Here is a 19,360-nt window from a genome sequence, read left to right on the forward strand (position 1 = left end):
GAATATGGAATTAGCACAAGCAGAAATAACCACCCAAACTGAACCGAAGAAAACTATATCGGTAACGGGTTCTGTAGCTTTATTGGAAGGATTAATTGCCGAAGGAACAGATATCGTTTTCGGCTATCCTGGAGGTGCCATCATGCCTATTTATGATGCACTATATGATTACAATGAAAAATTACAACATATATTGGTTCGTCATGAACAAGGCGCAACACATGCCGCTCAGGGCTATGCCAGAACATCGGGCAAGGTAGGTGTTGTATTTGCTACAAGCGGTCCGGGTGCTACTAACCTGGTAACTGGTTTGGCCGATGCGCAGATAGATAGTACGCCAATGGTTTGCATTACCGGGCAGGTTTTTGCTCACCTTTTGGGTACAGATGCTTTCCAGGAAACTGACGTGATCAACATCACCACTCCTGTTACCAAATGGAACTACCAGGTAACTGATGCGAGTGAAATTCCTGTAGCTTTAGCTAAGGCGTTTTATATTGCAAAAAGCGGCCGTCCAGGACCTGTGCTGATAGACATCACCAAGAATGCTCAGATGCAGTTATTTGATTACGAAGGATATGTTCCTTGTAATCACATCCGTAGCTACAGACCGAAGCCTCATGTAAGGAAAGAATATGTAGCCGAAGCTGCGGCATTGATCAACTCCGCCAAAAAACCTTTTATCTTGTTTGGTCAAGGTGTATTATTGGGTAGTGCAGAGCAAGAGTTTAAAGCTTTTGTAGAAAAAAGCGGTATTCCTGCGGCCTGGACTATATTAGGCGCTGGCGCGATCCCGACAGATCACCCATTAAATGTAGGTATGCTTGGTATGCATGGTAACTATGGGCCTAATGTTCAAACCAACTCTTGTGATGTGTTAATTGCTATCGGAATGAGATTTGACGACAGGGTAACTGGTCGCCTAGACAAATATGCTAAACAAGCCAAAGTAATACATCTGGATATCGATCCTGCAGAAATAGACAAGAATGTGAAAGCGGATGTTCCTGTTTGGGGAGATTGCAAGGAAACCTTGCCTATGCTAACTGCATTGGTTGAAGCAAAACAACATACAGAATGGGTAAACGAGTTTCGCGCTTTTGATAAAATTGAGCAGGAAACTTTGATACAAAATGAACTAAACCCGGTTACTGGAGAGTTGACTATGGGCGAAGTGATTAACCAATTAAATATACTAACCAAAGGTGAAGCCGTAATTGTTACCGATGTTGGTCAGCATCAAATGGTGGCTTGTCGCTACGCGCATTTCAACAAAACCAGAAGCAACATTACCAGCGGTGGTTTAGGTACTATGGGTTTTGGCTTACCGGCCGCTATAGGCGCTAAGTTTGGCACACCAGATCGTACCGTAGTAGCCGTTATTGGAGATGGTGGTTTCCAAATGACCTTACAGGAGTTGGGTACCATTATGCAGTCTGGCGTTGATGTGAAGATCATGATCCTGAACAATCAATTCTTAGGCATGGTTCGCCAATGGCAGCAGTTGTTCAATGAAAAACGCTATTCATTTGTAGATATTAAAAGTCCGGATTTTGTGAAACTTGCTGATTCTTATCACATTAAAGGCAAGAAGGTTACAGAGCGCCACGACTTAGTAGGCTCTTTAGAAGAGATGCTTAACCACAAGGGTTCTTACCTATTAGAAGTGATGGTAACTAAAGAGCACAATGTGTTCCCAATGGTACCACAAGGATGTAGTGTAAGTGAAATCAGACTTAAATAATTAAAGATCATGAGCAATTCTATTATAGAAAACAATCAGCAGCAGGAATTTACAATTACTGTTTATACAGAGAACCAGATCGGTTTGTTAAACCGCATCGCCATTATATTTTCAAGAAGAAAGATCAATATTGAAAGTTTGAATGTCTCCCCTTCTGAGATTGAGCACATTCACCGTTTTAATATTGTCATTACAGAATCTGAAGACGTGGTACGCAAGCTTGCCCGCCAAATAGAAAAACAGGTAGAGGTATTGAAGGTATATTTTAATACCAATGAAGACATCATCTGGCAGGAACTGGCGCTTTATAAGGTACCAACAGATACCATTGTAGAGAAAGTTATAGTAGAACGCCTGCTACGTGAAAATGGTGCAAGGGCAGTAGTGATCAGAAAAGATTATACTGTATTTGAAACCACCGGGCACAGGGAAGAGACTGATAAACTGATTGAAGTGTTGCAGCCTTACGGACTGATTGAATTTGTACGCAGTGCGCGGGTAGCAATCATTAAAGACAGTGAAGGCTTTAATGCTAAGCTGAGAGAGTTTGAACGCGAAGAACCCGGACAAGATGTTATTGAGAACGAGTTTCTTGATCAGGAGAAAAACGTATTTACCATGTAAACCAGTTAGTGATGCTTGCAAGGCTTGGCCGCAAGCGTCATTAAAAGAATTATTTAATTATTAAAAAGAACCTAATAATCAAAAAACAATAAAACGATGTCAAATTATTTTAACACGCTACCTCTTAGAGAAAAATTAAACCAACTGGGTGTCTGCGACTTCATGGACAGTTCTGAATTTGTAGATGGCGTAAATGCCTTAAAGGGAAAAAAACTGGTAATTGTAGGTTGTGGCGCACAAGGCCTTAACCAAGGCTTAAATTTAAGAGATAGTGGTTTAGATGTTTCTTATACGCTACGTAAAGAAGCTATTGAAGGCAAAAGAGATTCATGGAAAAATGCTACAGAGAACAGTTTCACTGTAGGTACTTATGAAGAATTGATTCCTACTGCTGATGTGGTCATCAATCTTACTCCTGATAAGCAGCATACTGCCGTAGTTAATGCAATTATGCCATTGATGAAACAAGGTGCAACATTGCTATACTCACACGGTTTTAACATCGTTGAAGAAGGCATGCAGATTCGTAAAGACCTTTCGGTAATTATGGTAGCTCCAAAATGTCCGGGTAGTGAAGTTAGGGCAGAATATGTTAGGGGGTTTGGTGTACCAACCCTTATCGCGGTTCACCCTGAGAACGATCCTGAAGGAAAGGGATTATTGCAAGCTAAAGCTTACTGTGTTGGTACTGGTGGTCATAAAGCCGGTGTTTTAAAATCATCTTTTGTTGCTGAAGTAAAGTCAGATCTAATGGGCGAGCAAACCATTCTTTGTGGTTTGTTGCAAACAGGTTCTATTTTATCATTTGATAAGATGGTTGAGAAAGGTATTGATGCAGGTTACGCTTCTAAATTAGTACAATATGGTGTTGAAGTTATTACTGAAGCGTTAAAGCAAGGTGGTATTACCGCCATGATGGACAGGTTAAGCAATGTTGCCAAGATCAAAGCCTTTGAAATTTCTGAAGAGCTTAAAGACATTATGCGCCTATTGTTCCAGAAACACCAGGATGATATCATGAGCGGAGAGTTTAGCCGCATTATGATGGAAGACTGGGCTAATGGCGACAAAAACCTTTTGGCATGGCGTGCTGAAACTGGCGAAACTGCTTTCGAAAAAACTCCGGCAGGTAATGTTAAAATTGGCGATCAAGAATATTTCGACAACTATACTTTAATGGTTGCTTTTGTAAGAGCTGGTGTTGAGTTGGCTTTTGAAACTATGGTACAAGCTGGTATTAAGCCAGAATCTGCTTACTACGAGTCGCTACACGAAACTCCACTTATCGCAAACACTATTGCCCGTAAAAAATTATTTGAAATGAACCGCGTAATTTCTGATACTGCAGAGTACGGTTGTTATTTGTTTGACCAGGCGTGTAAGCCATTATTGGCGGACTTCATGAAAAAGGTAGATACTGACCTTGTTGGTAAGAACTTTAATGAAGGTAAAGATGGTGCGGTTGACAATAGGGCGCTTATATCGGTAAATGAAACTATCCGCTCACACGAAGTGGAAGTTATTGGTGCTACTTTAAGAAAAGCAATGACTGCAATGAAAGCAATCAAAACAGCATAAGCAAGAAAAGATGTCCAACCCCGTCGTCCATATCACCAACTTAAACCTATGGTACCGTCAAAAAGCGGTATTGCAGGATCTGAACTGGATTATATATCCGTCGGAGAACTGGTTGGTATGCGGAGAAAGTGGAAGTGGAAAAACATCACTTGCAAAAGCCATTGCCGGTTTGATCAAGGCAAATGGCAATATAGAGATCAATCTTAATCCGGAGGCAGCTCTGCCTCCGGTTATACATTATGTGGCCAACTGGTACCAGTTTAAAGATTTAGAAGGCCAATCCAACTTCTATTACCAGCAGCGGTATAATAAACAGTCGGCCGAGGTAACCGCTACCGTCCGCGCAGAATTAGAAGACTACGGTAAAAAAAAGCAACTTTCATTTAACGATGCGTTAAAGATTGTTAAGGAATTTGGCTTTTCTGACTTGTTGGATTCTACCCTAATCCAGTTATCAAGCGGAGAACATAAGAAATTACAACTGGTAAAAGCGATATGGCTAGCGCCTCAAATGCTAATCCTTGATCAGCCTTATAATGGTTTAGATAAACAATCCAGGGAAAACCTGAACATTTTACTGAATGCAGTTTCTGCTAAAGGAACACAATTGATCCTGATTAGTAATGATGCAGAAATTCCATTATGTATGGATCGCTTTGCGGAGATCAAGAATGGAAAGATAATAGAGATTTCTGCAGATGAGCGCATTTCTGGCCGTACTAACGACTTTACAACTAAACCTGTTCCTATCTTTTTAAGTGAAAGTCCTAATTCTACTTTTTTAGGTAGCGTAATCAAAATGACCAATGTAAACATTAGTTATGGAGATAAGCAGGTACTTAAAAACATCAACTGGATAGTAGAGCCCGGTGAGAAATGGTTGCTGCAAGGACCAAATGGTTCTGGCAAATCAACCTTATTGAGCCTGGTTTGTGGCGATCATCCACAAGCATATTCCAATGATTTCAGCCTGTTTGGTTATAAAAGAGGTACTGGAGAAAGCATCTGGGACATCAAAAAACGCATCGGACTGATATCACCGGAATTACACTGGTACTTTGACCCATCTGCAACGGTTTGGCAAAGTGTTGCTTCAGGATTTTACGACAGCTCAGGCTTGTTTTGCGAACCGGGTTCTACCAGGGCCGGGCAGGTTAATGAACTATTGGACTATTTTGGCCTGCGCGAGCACAGCAAAGTGCTGATGAACGAATTGCCTTTGGGTAAACAGCGACTGGCTTTGCTGGCCAGAACGATTATTAAAAACCCGGAACTATTGATCCTGGATGAGCCCTGTCAGGGTTTAGACCAGCAACAAACACAACATTTTAACAGACTGGTTGATGACCTTTGTAAAAATGGAACCACTTTAATTTACGTGGGGCATTTTGAATCTCAACTACCGGAATGTATAGAAAAAAGAATTTTATTAGAAAATGGCGCAGTAAAATCAGCAGAAAGTTTACTGGAGCGCGTATAATACCATGAAGAAGAATATATTTATTGCACAAAATCATATAATAATTAAACACTAAGAAATATGCTACACGATCCAAATAGAGTTTATGTGTTTGACACCACGCTTCGTGATGGAGAACAGGTACCTGGATGCCAGTTGTCTACACCAGAAAAAGTTGAGATAGCAAAGGAACTGGAAGCACTTGGTGTTGATGTTATCGAGGCAGGATTCCCGATTTCTAGTCCGGGCGACTTCCAGAGCGTAGTTGCGCTTTCTAAAGCTGTTTCTGAGCCGATCATCTGTGCGCTTACACGTGCAAACAAAGGTGATATTGATTCGGCAGTTGCCGCATTACAATATGCAAAAAGACCCCGCATCCATACTGGTATCGGATCGTCTGACATGCACATTAAACATAAATTTAACAGCACAAGAGAAGAAATATTGGAACGTGCGGTTGAGGCCGTTAAATACGCCAAAAAATCTGTAGAGGACATTGAGTTTTATGCAGAAGATGCTGGAAGAGCTGATGTGCATTACCTGGCTCAAATGATTGAGGCCGTAATTGCTGCAGGCGCTACAGTGGTAAACATACCTGATACCAATGGGTATTGCCTTCCAGACCAATATGGCAGCAAGATCAAGTTTCTTAAAGAAAACGTAAAAAACATAGATCAGGCCATCATCTCTGTGCATTGCCATAATGATCTAGGTTTGGCTACTGCCAACTCCATTGCAGGTTTACAAAATGGTGCCCGCCAAATTGAAGGTACCATTAACGGTATTGGTGAACGTGCAGGTAATACTTCTATTGAAGAGGTTGTCATGATCCTTAAAACACACCAGGTATTAGGTTTATATACCAACATCAACTCTAAGAACTTTTATGAGCTTAGCCGTATGGTAAGCTCGCAAATGAGGATGCCGGTACAGCCTAACAAAGCCATTGTGGGCAGCAATGCATTTGCGCACAGCTCTGGGATACACCAGGATGGTTTCCTTAAAAACCGCGAAAATTATGAGATCATCAGACCAGAAGATGTAGGTTTCCCTGATGCAAGCATTGTGCTTACTGCGCGTAGTGGCAGGCATGCTTTAAAATTTCACCTGGAGCGTTTGGGCTTTAACCTGAGCAAAGAAGAACTGAGTTTGGTATACCACAGCTTCCTTACTTTAGCTGATAAAAAAATAGACATTAATGATAACGACCTGTTAGCAATGATGGGTAAGCAACAATTGGCATAACCAATTTTTGTAAATAACAATATATAACTAAACAAAAATGAGCAAGACATTATTTGACAAGGTGTGGGACACTCACGTAGTACGTAAAATAGAAGGTGGCCCTGATGTGCTTTTTATTGATCGCCATCTTATCCACGAAGTAACCAGCCCTGTAGCCTTTTTAGGATTAAAAAGCAGAGGAATTAAAGTTCTTTTCCCGGAGCGTACTTTTGCTACGGCAGATCACAATACACCAACCATTAACCAGCATTTGCCGGTTGCAGATCCACTTTCTGCTAATCAGCTAAAGGCACTGGAATCAAACTCAAACGAGTACGGTATCAGCCACTGGGGTTTAGGTCACCAGAAAAACGGCATTGTGCATGTTGTTGGTCCGGAATACGGCATTACGCAACCCGGTGCTACTATAGTATGCGGAGATTCCCATACTTCTACGCATGGTGCTTTTGGTGCAATCGCCTTTGGTATCGGTACTTCTGAGGTAGAAATGGTGCTTTCTACGCAATGCATTATGCAGCCTAAGCCTAAAAAAATGCGCATCAATGTGAATGGTAAATTAGGCCTTGGCGTTACACCTAAGGATGTTGCTTTGTTTATCATCTCACAACTGTCTACCTCTGGTGCTACCGGTTATTTTGTAGAATATGCAGGTGATGTTTTTGAAAACATGACTATGGAAGGCCGTATGACGGTTTGTAACCTAAGCATTGAAATGGGTGCACGCGGTGGTATGATCGCTCCTGATGAGACTACAATTGAGTATGTTAAAGGCAGAGAGTTTAGTCCGAAAGGCGAATCATGGGATAGGGCATTAGCTTATTACAGAACCTTGAAGACTGATCCTGATGCTGTTTTTGATAAAGAATTAACTTTCGATGGTTCTTCAATTGAACCAATGATCACTTATGGTACAAACCCGGGTATGGGTATGGGCATTTCTACAGAAATTCCTGATGCTGAGCATGCTGAAGGTGGTGCTACTACCTATGCAAAATCTTTAGGCTACATGGGTTTCTCTGAGGGTGATTCTATGATCGGTAAAAAAGTTGATTTTGTATTTGTAGGCAGCTGCACCAACGGAAGGATTGAAGATTTTAGGGCCTTTACCGCATTGGTAAAAGGAAAGCATAAAGCGGATGACGTTACCGTATGGTTGGTTCCGGGTTCTCACATTGTGGAAAGCCAGATCAAAGAAGAAGGTTTATTGGACATCTTAAATGATGCTGGTTTCGTTTTACGCCAGCCTGGCTGTTCTGCTTGTTTAGCTATGAACGATGATAAAATACCTGCAGGTAAGTATGCGGTGAGTACATCTAACAGGAACTTTGAAGGGCGACAAGGCCCAGGTTCTAGAACTATGCTTGCTAGTCCGCTTGTTGCCGCAGCAGCAGCGATTACTGGGGTAGTAACAGATCCAAGAACCATGATGCAGGATTTGGAGACTGCCAACGCCTAAGAACAATCAAAAGAACTTTGTAGAACACAAAACAACATTAAAATGGCTTACGATAAATTTGATATATTAAAGAGTACTGCAGTTCCATTACCGATTGAGAATGTGGATACCGATCAATTGATACCTGCGCGTTTCTTAAAAGCAACAGAGCGTGTAGGATTTGGAGATAACCTGTTCCGCGACTGGAGGTACAACGGCGACGATACGCCTAAACCTGAGTTTGTATTGAACAACCCTATTTACAGCGGCAAAATTTTGGTTGGCGGCAAGAACTTTGGTTCAGGATCGTCAAGAGAACATGCTGCATGGGCAGTATACGATTACGGCTTTAGGTGTGTAGTATCCAGTTTCTTTGCAGATATCTTTAGAAATAACTGCCTCAACATCGGCGTACTGCCAGTGCAGGTTAGTCCGGAATTTGCTGAAAAGATCTTCGAAGCGATTTTTGCTGATCCAAACACAGAACTGGAAGTAAACTTAGCTGACCAAACGATCACGCTTTTAGCAACCGGAGAAAAAGAAATTTTTGAGATTAGCCCGTATAAAAAGCACAACATGCTTAACGGATTTGATGACATTGACTACCTGCAAAGCATAAAACCTGAAATTGAGGAATTTGCCGCACAGCTACCAATCTAACCAGGGCCGTAAATGGAAAGAAGGAAAATAGAGATAATGGACACAACGCTCCGCGATGGGGAACAAACATCGGGAGTGTCTTTTTCTAGTTCTGAAAAGTTAACCATTGCCCAGCTTTTACTGGAAGAACTTCATGTGGACCGGGTAGAAATTGCTTCGGCCAGAGTTTCTGAAGGAGAGTTTCAAGCTGTTAAATCTATATTGAGCTGGGCACATGCCAATGGCTATGCCAACAGGATTGAGGTGCTTGCGTTTGTAGACAATGGTGTTTCAATAGACTGGATGGTAAATGCCGGGGTTAAGGTGCAAAACCTATTAACTAAAGGCTCTTTAAATCATTTAACACATCAACTAAAGAAAACTCCAGAGCAGCATTTCTCAGAGATTAAGCACGTTATTGAACTGGCAGCAAGCCATAATATCGCTACCAATGTTTACCTGGAAGATTGGAGTAATGGCATGCGTAACTCTCCGGAATATGTACTCCAATTCCTGGATTTCCTGGCAACACAACCTGTAAAACGAATATTGCTACCAGATACGTTGGGTATTTTAACGCCGCACGAAAGTTATCAATTTATAAAAGAGCTAACTTTAAAATACCCGGACATTCACTTCGATTTCCATGCGCATAATGATTATGATCTTGGAACGGCAAACGTACTGGAAGCCGTAAAAGCAGGCATCAGCGGTTTACACTTAACTGTAAATGGTATGGGTGAACGCGCTGGTAATGCAGCATTGGCCAGTGCTGTTGCTGTGATTCACGACTTTGCACCAGAGGTGGAAGTACAGATCAACGAATCTTCCATTTATAAGGTAAGTAAGTTGGTGGAAACGTTTTCCGGCGTAAGGATCCCTTCTAATAAACCTATTGTGGGCGACCATGTATTTACGCAAACTGCAGGGATACATGCTGATGGAGACAATAAGAACAACCTGTATTTTAACGATTTGCTGCCAGAGCGTTTCGGAAGAAAACGCAGTTATGCGCTTGGAAAAACATCGGGTAAAGCCAATATTGAGAAAAACCTACAGGAACTCGGTTTAAAGCTAAACGATGCTGATTTAAAGAAAGTTACCCAACGTGTAATTGAACTGGGCGATAAGAAAGAAACGGTAACCAAAGAGGATTTACCCTATATCATATCTGACGTGCTTGACAGTAATCTTTATGAAGAAAAGGTAATTGTAAAATCTTATGCTTTGATGAATGCCATGGGTTTACGCCCTTCTGCAACAATTTCCGTATCAATTGATGGAGAGCAGTTTGAAGAAAATGCACAAGGTGATGGGCAGTTTAACGCTTTTATGAATGCATTGGCAAACGTTTATAAAAAGAAAGGCAGAGATTTACCGAAACTAATAGATTATGCAGTACGCATAGCACCCGGCAGTAACTCTGATGCCCTTTGCGAAACCATCATTACCTGGGAAATTGACCTTAGGATATTTATTACCAGGGGGCTGGATTCTGATCAAACTGTATCGGCCATAAAAGCTACCCAGAAAATGCTGAACATCATTTAATAAAAATAGCTGCCTGCAGCAACAACCATAAACATTAAAACATTTTAACAACGTATGAAATTAAATATAGCCCTTTTGGCAGGTGATGGAATAGGCCCTGAAGTAATAGATCAGGCCGTAAAAGTATCTGATGCCATTGCAAAGAAATTTAACCATGAAATTACCTGGACACCTGCCTTAACCGGAGCATGTGCCATTGATGCTGTTGGCGAACCTTATCCAGACTCCACACATGAGATATGTATGGCCGCAGATGCTGTATTATTTGGTGCAATTGGTCACCCGAAATACGACAATGACCCAAAAGCAACGGTAAGACCAGAGCAAGGTCTTTTAAAAATGCGTAAAAAATTAGGCCTTTTTGCTAACGTTCGCCCTACTTTTACCTTCCCTTCTTTGATTGATAACTCGCCTCTAAAGAGAGAGCGTATAGAAGGAACTGACCTGATCATCCTTCGTGAGCTAACCGGCGGTATTTATTTTGGAGAAAGAGGCAGAACAGACAATGGCAATACTGCCTTTGATACCTGTACCTACACAAGAGTAGAAGTTCAGCGCCTTGCTAAACTAGGTTTTGAAATGGCAATGACAAGAGGCAAAAAGCTTTGTTGCGTAGATAAAGCTAATGTTTTAGAAACCTCACGCCTATGGAGAGAAACGGTACAGGACATGGAAAAAGATTATCCAGAAGTAACCGTAAGCTATGAATTTGTTGATGCAGTTGCTATGCGATTGGTACAATGGCCAAATACTTATGATGTACTGATTACTGAAAATCTCTTTGGTGATATCTTAACCGATGAAGCTTCTGTAATTTCAGGTTCTATGGGCTTAATGCCATCCGCTTCTATTGGTGTTCATACTTCTTTGTTTGAACCAATACACGGTTCGTATCCACAAGCAGCTGGTAAAGACATTGCCAATCCTTTGGCTACTGTACTTTCTGCAGCGATGATGTTTGAAGATGCTTTTGGTTTAACGGAAGAAGCTGAACTGATCAGGTCTGTCGTAAACAAATCTTTGGCAGAAGGTATTGTTACCGAAGATTTATCGGGAACTAACAAAGCTTACAAAACCAGTGAGGTTGGCGATTGGCTGGCTAAAAACATATAACAGCTATTGATTTGAAATTAGATTCCAGCGCAGCATCATTACGTTTAGCAGATGTTGTAAAACACACGCCCTTAATTTATAATCCTAAACTATCTGAAAAGTACAACTGCGCAGTATACCTGAAGCGGGAAGACATGCAGGTGGTACGGTCTTATAAATTAAGGGGTGCATACAACATGATCAGTCAGCTAACCGCAGAAGAACTGGGCAGAGGTATTGTGTGCGCGAGTGCCGGCAACCATGCTCAGGGAGTTGCTTTTTCATGTGATAAACTGGGCACTAAAGGTGTAATTTTTATGCCTGAGATTACACCCAGGCAAAAGGTGAAGCAAACAGAGATGTTTGGTAACGGAAGCGTTAAGTTGGTATTGGTAGGCGATACGTTTGACGATTGCCTTTTGGAGGCACTCGCCTATACCAAGGAGCACAACATGACTTTCATCCCGCCATTTGACAACTACAGCATTATTGAAGGCCAGGGTACTGTAGGCGTAGAAATACTGGAAGACTTACCCGATGTTGACGTTGTGGTTATGCCCATTGGTGGTGGTGGATTAGCCGCAGGTGTTGGCAGTTACCTGAAAGGGATAAATCCTGCAATAAAATTGATTGGGATTGAGCCTGAAGGTGCCCCATCTATGCTTAAGGCTTTTGAACATGGTGGACCAGTTACCCTGCCAGAGATTAACCGCTTTGTTGACGGTGCTTCTGTAAAGCGGGTTGGAAATCTAACCTACGAGCTTTGTAAGGAGGTCCTGGACGATGTGCTATTGGTTGCAGAAGGAAAGATCTGTACCACCATTTTAAAGCTTTATAATGAGGACGCAATAGTTGTAGAGCCTGCCGGGGCACTTTCAGTAACTGCTTTGGATCAGATCAAAGATACCATTGCTGGTAAAAAGGTGGTTTGTGTAATAAGTGGCGGGAATAACGATATAGAGCGCATGCAGGAGATCAAAGAGAAATCTCTTTTATATGAAGGCTTAAAGCATTATTTCATTGTGCGCTTTCCGCAGCGGCCGGGAGCTTTAAAATTGTTTGTAAACAATGTATTAGGTCCGCATGATGATATTACCCGCTTTGAATTCATTAAAAAAACCAATAGAGAGAATGGCCCTGCACTTGTGGGAATTGAGCTGACTAACAGCGATGATTATCAGGCATTGGTAGAGCGGATGAAAGCTTTTAAATTCGAGATCATTGAGCTAAATAACGACCAGACTTTATTTGAATACCTGGTATAATTAATTTTCTATTTGTGGCAAAGGATTTGCATGATGTGCTGTACACACAAATAAAACCAACACACAATGAAAAAGCTCCTATTTTTAATCCTTTGTACCACCACGCTGGGCTTGGTGTCGTGCAAAAAAGACACCATTTTACAGGACACCCCTAACCGAACGTACAACTTTGACATTCAGCCAAATCAATGGATTTTGAGTGCAGATGGGTTCACTTATACATACGAGTGGAGGCGTTCTGATATTGATCAGGTAACTGTTGATGATGAAGGAGTTCTAGTTTATTTATCCCATCCATTAAATAGTGGAAGTTATATACAACTTCCTTACGTCTACGATGTAGATGCTTACAGCTATGAATTATTCAAGGGCGGAATAGCTATAGCTATTCAAAGTTCAGACTTACAAGCTTCAAAACCTATAAAGCCTACAAAGGTGGTAACAGCAAAAGTAGTTGTGATTGCATCAAAATATATCCCTTAAAATCCAATTCTAATCATATTCTAAAAAACGACCAATGCTCGCTTGAACATGGTCGTTTTTTTTATGCGCTCCTCTATTCAATTGTATTGCTCGTATTTTAACACCGTTCCGTTCCAGTAACAACTCTTCGTAAAACCCTTTATAATACACATCTAAAACTTCAAAGCGCCTGCTGTTCCAGCCATTTTTTAGTTCTACCCATTCTGGGTAAAACAAGGCATATTTCTGAATGGTGGTTAATCCCAGTTTCAATGCTTCATCAGCGTTTAGTACTACGGCATTACCCAATATCTGTGCAGTATAAATATGATCAGGATGGTTATAAATATCAGCGGGCGCACCACGCTGCAACAGCTCACCTTGTCTTAAGATCAGTAATTCATCAGCAAGGAAAAGCCCGTCTGCCGGATCATGCGATACCAGGATTACCGTAATACCTGTCTCGGCGGCTATGCGTTTAATATCTGCCCTTAATTGGTTTTTTAGTAGTGCATCTACCTGGCTAAACGGCTCGTCGAGCAACAATACCGAGGTATCGCTAACCAATGCCTTAGCTATGGCAACACGCTGCTGCTCCCCCCCACTTAGTTCCGTTATCTTTTTATCACTTAGGTGATCAATATGAAGCCGCTCCATAATCTCCAGTGTCTTCTCTTGTTTGGATTTTACATTGGTATTGGATAGCATAGAAGCAATGTTGTCATATACCTTGGCGTAGATGTTAAGTGCGAAATCCTGGGTAACCATTTTCATTTCTTTATGCCCGGGGATGAGCTGCTCATCCGGACCAAGAATCCTTTTCCCATTAAACAACAATTCTCCTTCATCAGCTTTGATCAATCCATAAATACTTTTAAGGAGTGTTGATTTTCCGCTGCCGCTTTCGCCTATAATCCCAACAATATGACCCCGCTTAATGTCGAAACTAATGTTCTTCACACCGGATGCCTGAGAAGTCTGGTATTGCTTACTAAGGTTCTTAACGCTAATGATATGATCTTCCACGGGGGTAAAGGTAATTGATTTTGAATAAAAAGCTTTTTGAAAAAATTGGCTAACGGAATGCCAAGTATCATAATTTTTAGCGACTTTGTTGAACGGTAGTAAAATAATTACTTTTTGAACTCAACTCGTATGATGTATAAACGATTTCTTTATTTACTGACAACCATCTCGCTTTCTGCTACAGTGCCTGCGCATAGCCAGGAAATAGTAAAACAAGCAGCAATTACGGTAGACCTTAATAAAGAAATAGCACCCATGCAACCTGTGTGGGCATGGTTTGGTTATGATGAGCCAAACTATACGTACATGAAAGACGGTAAAAAGCTGTTAACAGAAATTGCCAACCTAAGTCCCGTTCCAGTTTATGTTCGCGCCCACAGTCTGCTCGTTAGCGGAGATGGTATCGGTGCTTTAAAATGGGGTTCTACTAATGCCTACACCGAAGATGCCGCTGGAAAACCAGTTTACGACTGGAAAATTATTGATAGCATTTTTGACACTTACTTTAAAAGAGGCATGAAGCCACTTGCCCAGATCGGGTTTATGCCAGAAGCCCTTTCCACACATCCCAAACCTTACAGACACTATTGGAAACCCGGCGATCCTTATTCTGATATTATGACCGGTTGGGCATACCCGCCAAAAGACTATAATAAATGGCGCGAGTTGGTGTATCAGTGGGTAAAGCATTGCGTAATCCGTTATGGCCAGAAAGAAGTAGAAAGCTGGTATTGGGAAGTATGGAACGAGCCCAATGGATATTGGAAAGGTACTCAGGAAGAATTTTTTAAGCTGTATGATTACGCTGCAGATGGTGTAAAAAAAGCTTTGCCGACTGCAAAAGTAGGGGGACTAGACATCGCCGGCACACGTTCCAAAAATGCGCAGGACTGGTTAAATAACTTTATTAAACATTGTATATCGGGCACTAATTACGCTACGGGCGAAAAGGGTGCGCCTCTTGATGCCGTGCTTTTTCATGCTAAAGGATCACCGAGGCTAATAAACGGCGTAGTGCGCATGGACATGATGCCGCAACTGAACGATATAGAAACAGGTTTTAGAATAACAAGGTCTTACCCCGAAACTAAAGACCTCCCTATTATTATTGGCGAGTCTGACCCGGAGGGCTGTGCAGCCTGCGGGATGACAACCAATCCTGAGAATGCTTACCGCAATGGCACCATGTATTCCAGTTATACTGCAGCTACATTTGCCAGGGAATATTTACTGGCAGACCAAACTAAAGCCAACTTTTTAGGCGCAGTGTCTTGGTCGTTCGAATTCGAAAACCAACCCTGGTTTTATGGTTTTCGAGACTTGGCTACCAATGGAGTAGACAAACCTGTGCTTAATGTTTTCAGGATGTTTGGAATGATGAAAGGAAAACGAATTGTCAGTGAAAGCAACCGCATGTACCCCTTGGAAGAAGTACTTAAAACAAGCATTAGAGGCGAGCAATCAGATATTGGTGCATTGGCAAGTAAGGATGTAAAATCTGCAGCAGTTATGGTTTGGAATTACCATGACGATGACAAGCAAGGCCCTCCTGAAGCAGTAGCTATTACTATTGACAACATTCCCGTAAAAAAAGCAGCATTAAAAATCTACCTCATAGATGCGAATAACAGCAATTCCTACGAAGTTTGGAAAAAAATGGGATCACCAAAAAACCCCACACAGCAGCAAATTGCAACACTTGAAAATGCCGGGCATTTGAAATGTGTATCCACTAAAAAGATTAAAATACAATCGGGCAAAGCTATTGTAAATTTGCAATTAAGGCGTCAGGCAGTGGCATTGATAAAGTTAGATTGGTAAAGTTAGCTTGGCAAATAACCTTGTTAAGCCCTGACCTCATTAGCCAATGGTTCTCCACTAGCAAAAGCATCTGCATTTAAAAAAGTGACCTCTGCAATCTGTTGCATGGCCTCACGGGTAAAAAACCCCTGATGAGAAGTGATCAGCACATTTGGGAAAGAGATCAAGCGGGCAATTAAATCATCCTGAATAACCTCTCCAGAAAGGTCATGGAAAAACAAGGCGGATTCCTGTTCATAAACATCAAGTCCCAAATACCCGAGCTGTCCGGATTTCAGTGCAGTGATAACCTCTTCTGTATTTACCAATGCTCCTCTACTTGTATTGATTAGCATCGCACCCTTCTTGAAAAAACGTAAAGTCTGTTCGTTGATCATATGGAAGGATTGATCGGATAGCGGACAATGCAGGGATACGATTTCTGCATCGCATACTGCCTCTTCCAAACTTGCATATGTTAGCCCATCAGCTATCAGCGCCTTGTCTGGATAAGGATCAAATGCTACAACCCTACAGCCCAGGCCTTTTAAGATTTTGTAAAATGCCTTACCAATATTTCCAGTTCCAATTAGCGCAACCTTACAGTTATGCAAATTGAAACCCATTAGCCCTTCCAAAGAAAAGTTACCTTCCCTAATCCTGTTGTATGCTTTATGAGTTTTCCTATTTAAGGTTAGAACCATAGCTAAAGCATGTTCTGCTACGGCTTCCGGAGAGTAAGCGGGAACTCTTAAAACTTTAATATCCAATGCTGCTGCTGCCTCCATATCAATGTTATTGAATCCCGCGCAGCGGAGAAGAATCAATTTTACGCCATTTTGTTTTAATGCGCCAAGTACCTTAGCATCTGTCTTATCATTTACAAAAAGACATAACGCATCAAAATTCTCCGTTAATGATACAGATTTTAAACTCAAAGCCTGCTCAAAGAAGACAAGCTCATGGCCGGTATTGTATCGTTCTAAAAATTCCTGATCATATTTACAGGTGCTAAATACAGCAATTCTCATATTAGCTAAAGTTTTGATGTAATGTAGTCATATTAAAACGGGCATATTTTATAAACTCCCTTTTGTTCGTTTTTTTACCTCTGTAACTTAGTTTAATAAATGATTGAGATTTATTTATTAAAGGCATATATTAGTGTATCCACCAGTTATAGCATAATAATGAGCAATTTAATGAAGTACTATATAAGAACCTTGACTGCCGCTATTGAAGGATATATGAATTTGATTAGGCAGACATCGAAGTTAGATTAAAATGAAAATATTTGTTTATTCTTATTTAGCTTTTTTGATCTTAAGTTTAAGCAGCTGTGCCCTTTTTAAGCGCGAAAGGGTTCATGAAAATAACGCAATAGCACGCAGGGAGCTTAACCTTCCCATTTTCCTTTATCCAGCAAAAAAACCTGCTAAAAAAAAACTACTTATATTTCTATCAGGAGATGGCGGTTGGGTAGAATTTGAAGATGCGCTCTCCCAAAAATTTGCGGATAATGGCTTTTATACCATCGGCATCAATTCACGAGACTATTTCTGGAATCAGAAAACACCGGAACAGACCAAAAATGACCTACTCCATTTGATCAGGAGGTATACACTACTGTACAAAACCGATCAGATATATCTTTGCGGTTATTCGTTTGGTGCCGATGTAGTTCCATTTATTTACAATAGGTTACCCAATAGGATTAAGCATCGTGTTATAGCATTGGAGATGCTATCGCCATTTTCCACAACCTCCTTCAAAGTTCATTTTGCTGATCTCACTAACATTTCAGCCGACAACTATGCTTACAAGGTAGATAAAGAGGTAGAAAAAGTAAATATTCCAATATTCTGTTTTTATGGCGTAGCAGAAGAACCAAAGCCCTTAAAATTTATAGCAAAGAAAAATTTCATGCTGGATAGCTTACAAGGCACGCATCGCTATGATGAGGTAGATTACGGAAAAATAGTGTCCGTAATAAATAGGAAAATTAGCAATTAGCGCGTCAGTTTATATTCGCACCATTCAATATCCTTCGTGATAAGATGGCCTCCCTACGATGATAAGAAACCACAACCGAACCTAATTACCTGAAAAACATCCATTTATTCCAATTTATATCTTGCCATTTCTTTTAAGATTTAATACTAATACGTCAATGAACTTTCAAAGCAGCTATCCCAGCTACTTTTAGATTGCTAATCCCAATCTCTTATTAATCAATTTATTGCTGCCGTTTTAATTTAACCAGTTGGCCAATGCTTTAATGGTCATTTTGTGTCTCAGTCTTCTAAACACACCATTACCTTCCTTATTATATGATACAAATGTACCCCATTCGCGTGTTTCAAAAAATGTCATATGACATCACTTAGTACATCTTTTGACCGATTTTAGTATGTCATATGAACGATAAAAGGTACTAACAGCTAATGATCAGCTCTTTGCACGGGCACCACAACATTTGGCTACATTGATGGATGGTAAATATGATAGACCTAATGATCTAATAAACAATGTCATTTTTAAAAATAACTGTATTTTTGTTTAGAAAAACAATCATTAACGACATTAAAAGCATTTAGTGATGGAAAAAACAAACACAGATTGGTATGCAATTAGCGATAAGGGGATTTTAATCCTCATTGGTCAATTTATAAAAGAAAGCCGTTTACAATGATCAACAGCGCATTTATTAATCTTTGGAATGAGCGTGTTGGCGCTATAGCGTGGGATGAAGAGAAACAAGTGGCTAATTTCGAGTTTGAGCCTTCTTTTTTACGCAAAGGCTAGGATTTCGCCCCACTCAAAATACCCCTTAACACAGCTAACGGAAGGATTCTTTCATTCCCTGAATTAAGAGAAAGCCAAACCTTTAAGGGTTTACCGGGGCTGTTAGCTGATGTATTGCCTGACCGTTATGGAAACACCTTGATCAATGCCTGGTTGGCACGGGTTGGCCGTCCAGCAGACAGCATGAACCCGGTCGAAATGCTCTGTTTTATCGGGCAGAGGGGTACATTAAAAAACCCAATGAGATCATCGGGCAGATCGAAGATGTCCTGAAATTATGGCCGGATTATGCGGATCAATGTCATGTACAATCGGTTTTGCAAAACGCAATTGCAGCAACATTTGTAATCTGAGTTATTCTCGTCATCATTTGACGAGAATAACTCAGATTACAAATGTTGGTTAAATTAATAAGTTAGTGTTAATCCGCCGCCTAAGCCCATATCACTATCATAATGCGTCGATAATGAAAAGTATTTGGTGACAATGTATCGAAGTCCTGCTGCATATTCCTTATCGGTATTCAGCATAATATTAAAACGCATACGGCTTGAAATAGGAATATCGTCCCGTCCTAACTGGAAACGCAATTTGCCATTACCATCGATACGAGCATCCGCTACAAATAGCATGGG

At 40.9% G+C, this 19,360-nt stretch carries 18 protein-coding genes; 14 read left to right on the forward strand and 4 right to left on the reverse strand.

Annotated elements, in window-relative coordinates:
- Positions 1–4: 4 nt before the first annotated feature.
- The 11 genes from ilvB to ACVWYN_RS17960 all read left to right on the forward strand — a co-directional run bounded on the left by ilvB (position 5) and on the right by ACVWYN_RS17960 (position 13,115).
- The gene (gene ilvB / locus ACVWYN_RS17910; RefSeq protein ID WP_457290262.1) at positions 5–1,744 is read left to right on the forward strand and encodes a biosynthetic-type acetolactate synthase large subunit; all 1,740 of its coding nucleotides are present in this window, start codon (positions 5–7) and stop codon (positions 1,742–1,744) included.
- 9 nt (positions 1,745–1,753) lie between these two features.
- On the forward strand, positions 1,754–2,368 hold the full coding sequence (ilvN, locus tag ACVWYN_RS17915; RefSeq protein WP_457290263.1) for an acetolactate synthase small subunit: 615 nt from the start codon (positions 1,754–1,756) through the stop codon (positions 2,366–2,368).
- Between the two features lie 96 nt (positions 2,369–2,464).
- Complete coding sequence (gene ilvC / locus ACVWYN_RS17920; RefSeq protein ID WP_457290264.1) at positions 2,465–3,946, forward strand: ketol-acid reductoisomerase; 1,482 nt, start codon at positions 2,465–2,467, stop codon at positions 3,944–3,946.
- Between the two features lie 10 nt (positions 3,947–3,956).
- Positions 3,957–5,426, forward strand: a complete 1,470-nt coding sequence (locus tag ACVWYN_RS17925) for an ATP-binding cassette domain-containing protein (protein WP_457290265.1) — start codon at positions 3,957–3,959, stop codon at positions 5,424–5,426.
- Positions 5,427–5,486: 60 nt separating this feature from the next.
- Positions 5,487–6,650: a 2-isopropylmalate synthase gene (locus ACVWYN_RS17930; protein WP_457290266.1), complete on the forward strand. Its 1,164-nt coding sequence runs from the start codon at positions 5,487–5,489 to the stop codon at positions 6,648–6,650.
- A gap of 37 nt (positions 6,651–6,687) precedes the next feature.
- Positions 6,688–8,106: a 3-isopropylmalate dehydratase large subunit gene (leuC, locus tag ACVWYN_RS17935; RefSeq protein ID WP_457290267.1), complete on the forward strand. Its 1,419-nt coding sequence runs from the start codon at positions 6,688–6,690 to the stop codon at positions 8,104–8,106.
- Between the two features lie 42 nt (positions 8,107–8,148).
- Positions 8,149–8,745 carry a 3-isopropylmalate dehydratase small subunit gene (gene leuD, locus ACVWYN_RS17940; protein ID WP_457290268.1) on the forward strand — a complete coding sequence of 199 codons (597 nt, stop codon included), beginning with the start codon at positions 8,149–8,151 and terminating at the stop codon, positions 8,743–8,745.
- Between the two features lie 12 nt (positions 8,746–8,757).
- Positions 8,758–10,275, forward strand: coding sequence for an alpha-isopropylmalate synthase regulatory domain-containing protein (locus tag ACVWYN_RS17945; protein ID WP_457290269.1), 1,518 nt, complete (start codon positions 8,758–8,760; stop codon positions 10,273–10,275).
- A 54-nt stretch (positions 10,276–10,329) separates the two neighbouring features.
- A complete protein-coding gene (gene leuB / locus ACVWYN_RS17950) occupies positions 10,330–11,388 on the forward strand; it encodes a 3-isopropylmalate dehydrogenase (protein WP_457290270.1) in 1,059 nt (352 codons plus the stop codon).
- A gap of 5 nt (positions 11,389–11,393) precedes the next feature.
- Positions 11,394–12,632, forward strand: coding sequence for a threonine ammonia-lyase IlvA (ilvA, locus tag ACVWYN_RS17955; protein WP_457290277.1), 1,239 nt, complete (start codon positions 11,394–11,396; stop codon positions 12,630–12,632).
- A 66-nt stretch (positions 12,633–12,698) separates the two neighbouring features.
- Positions 12,699–13,115, forward strand: a complete 417-nt coding sequence (locus tag ACVWYN_RS17960) for a hypothetical protein (protein ID WP_457290271.1) — start codon at positions 12,699–12,701, stop codon at positions 13,113–13,115.
- 9 nt (positions 13,116–13,124) lie between these two features.
- Here the strand turns inward: ACVWYN_RS17960 and ACVWYN_RS17965 are convergent, their stop codons facing one another.
- A complete protein-coding gene (locus ACVWYN_RS17965; protein WP_457290272.1) occupies positions 13,125–14,120 on the reverse strand; it encodes an ABC transporter ATP-binding protein in 996 nt (331 codons plus the stop codon).
- 129 nt (positions 14,121–14,249) lie between these two features.
- Here ACVWYN_RS17965 and ACVWYN_RS17970 point away from each other — a divergent pair, with 129 nt between their 5' ends.
- Positions 14,250–15,941, forward strand: a complete 1,692-nt coding sequence (locus ACVWYN_RS17970) for a GH39 family glycosyl hydrolase (RefSeq protein ID WP_457290273.1) — start codon at positions 14,250–14,252, stop codon at positions 15,939–15,941.
- A 23-nt stretch (positions 15,942–15,964) separates the two neighbouring features.
- Here ACVWYN_RS17970 and ACVWYN_RS17975 read toward each other — a convergent pair whose 3' ends face one another.
- Entirely contained in the window at positions 15,965–16,951 is a 987-nt protein-coding gene (locus ACVWYN_RS17975; RefSeq protein ID WP_457290274.1) for a 2-hydroxyacid dehydrogenase, read from the reverse strand.
- Positions 16,952–17,204: 253 nt separating this feature from the next.
- Here ACVWYN_RS17975 and ACVWYN_RS17980 point away from each other — a divergent pair, with 253 nt between their 5' ends.
- The gene (locus ACVWYN_RS17980) at positions 17,205–17,933 is read left to right on the forward strand and encodes an AcvB/VirJ family lysyl-phosphatidylglycerol hydrolase (RefSeq protein WP_457290275.1); all 729 of its coding nucleotides are present in this window, start codon (positions 17,205–17,207) and stop codon (positions 17,931–17,933) included.
- A 237-nt stretch (positions 17,934–18,170) separates the two neighbouring features.
- Here the strand turns inward: ACVWYN_RS17980 and ACVWYN_RS17985 are convergent, their stop codons facing one another.
- Positions 18,171–18,293, reverse strand: a complete 123-nt coding sequence (locus tag ACVWYN_RS17985; protein WP_457290276.1) for a hypothetical protein — start codon at positions 18,291–18,293, stop codon at positions 18,171–18,173.
- A 477-nt stretch (positions 18,294–18,770) separates the two neighbouring features.
- On the opposite strand from ACVWYN_RS17985, the gene ACVWYN_RS17990 reads away from it, so the two are divergent.
- Positions 18,771–18,998 (forward strand): HipA N-terminal domain-containing protein, encoded by a 228-nt coding sequence (locus tag ACVWYN_RS17990; RefSeq protein ID WP_457290278.1) that lies wholly within the window; start codon positions 18,771–18,773, stop codon positions 18,996–18,998.
- Between the two features lie 134 nt (positions 18,999–19,132).
- Here ACVWYN_RS17990 and ACVWYN_RS17995 read toward each other — a convergent pair.
- The coding region (locus ACVWYN_RS17995) for a hypothetical protein (RefSeq protein ID WP_457290201.1) at positions 19,133–19,360 on the reverse strand (228 nt) is incomplete at its 5' end.

Source organism: Pedobacter sp. UYP24, from assembly GCF_054057295.1.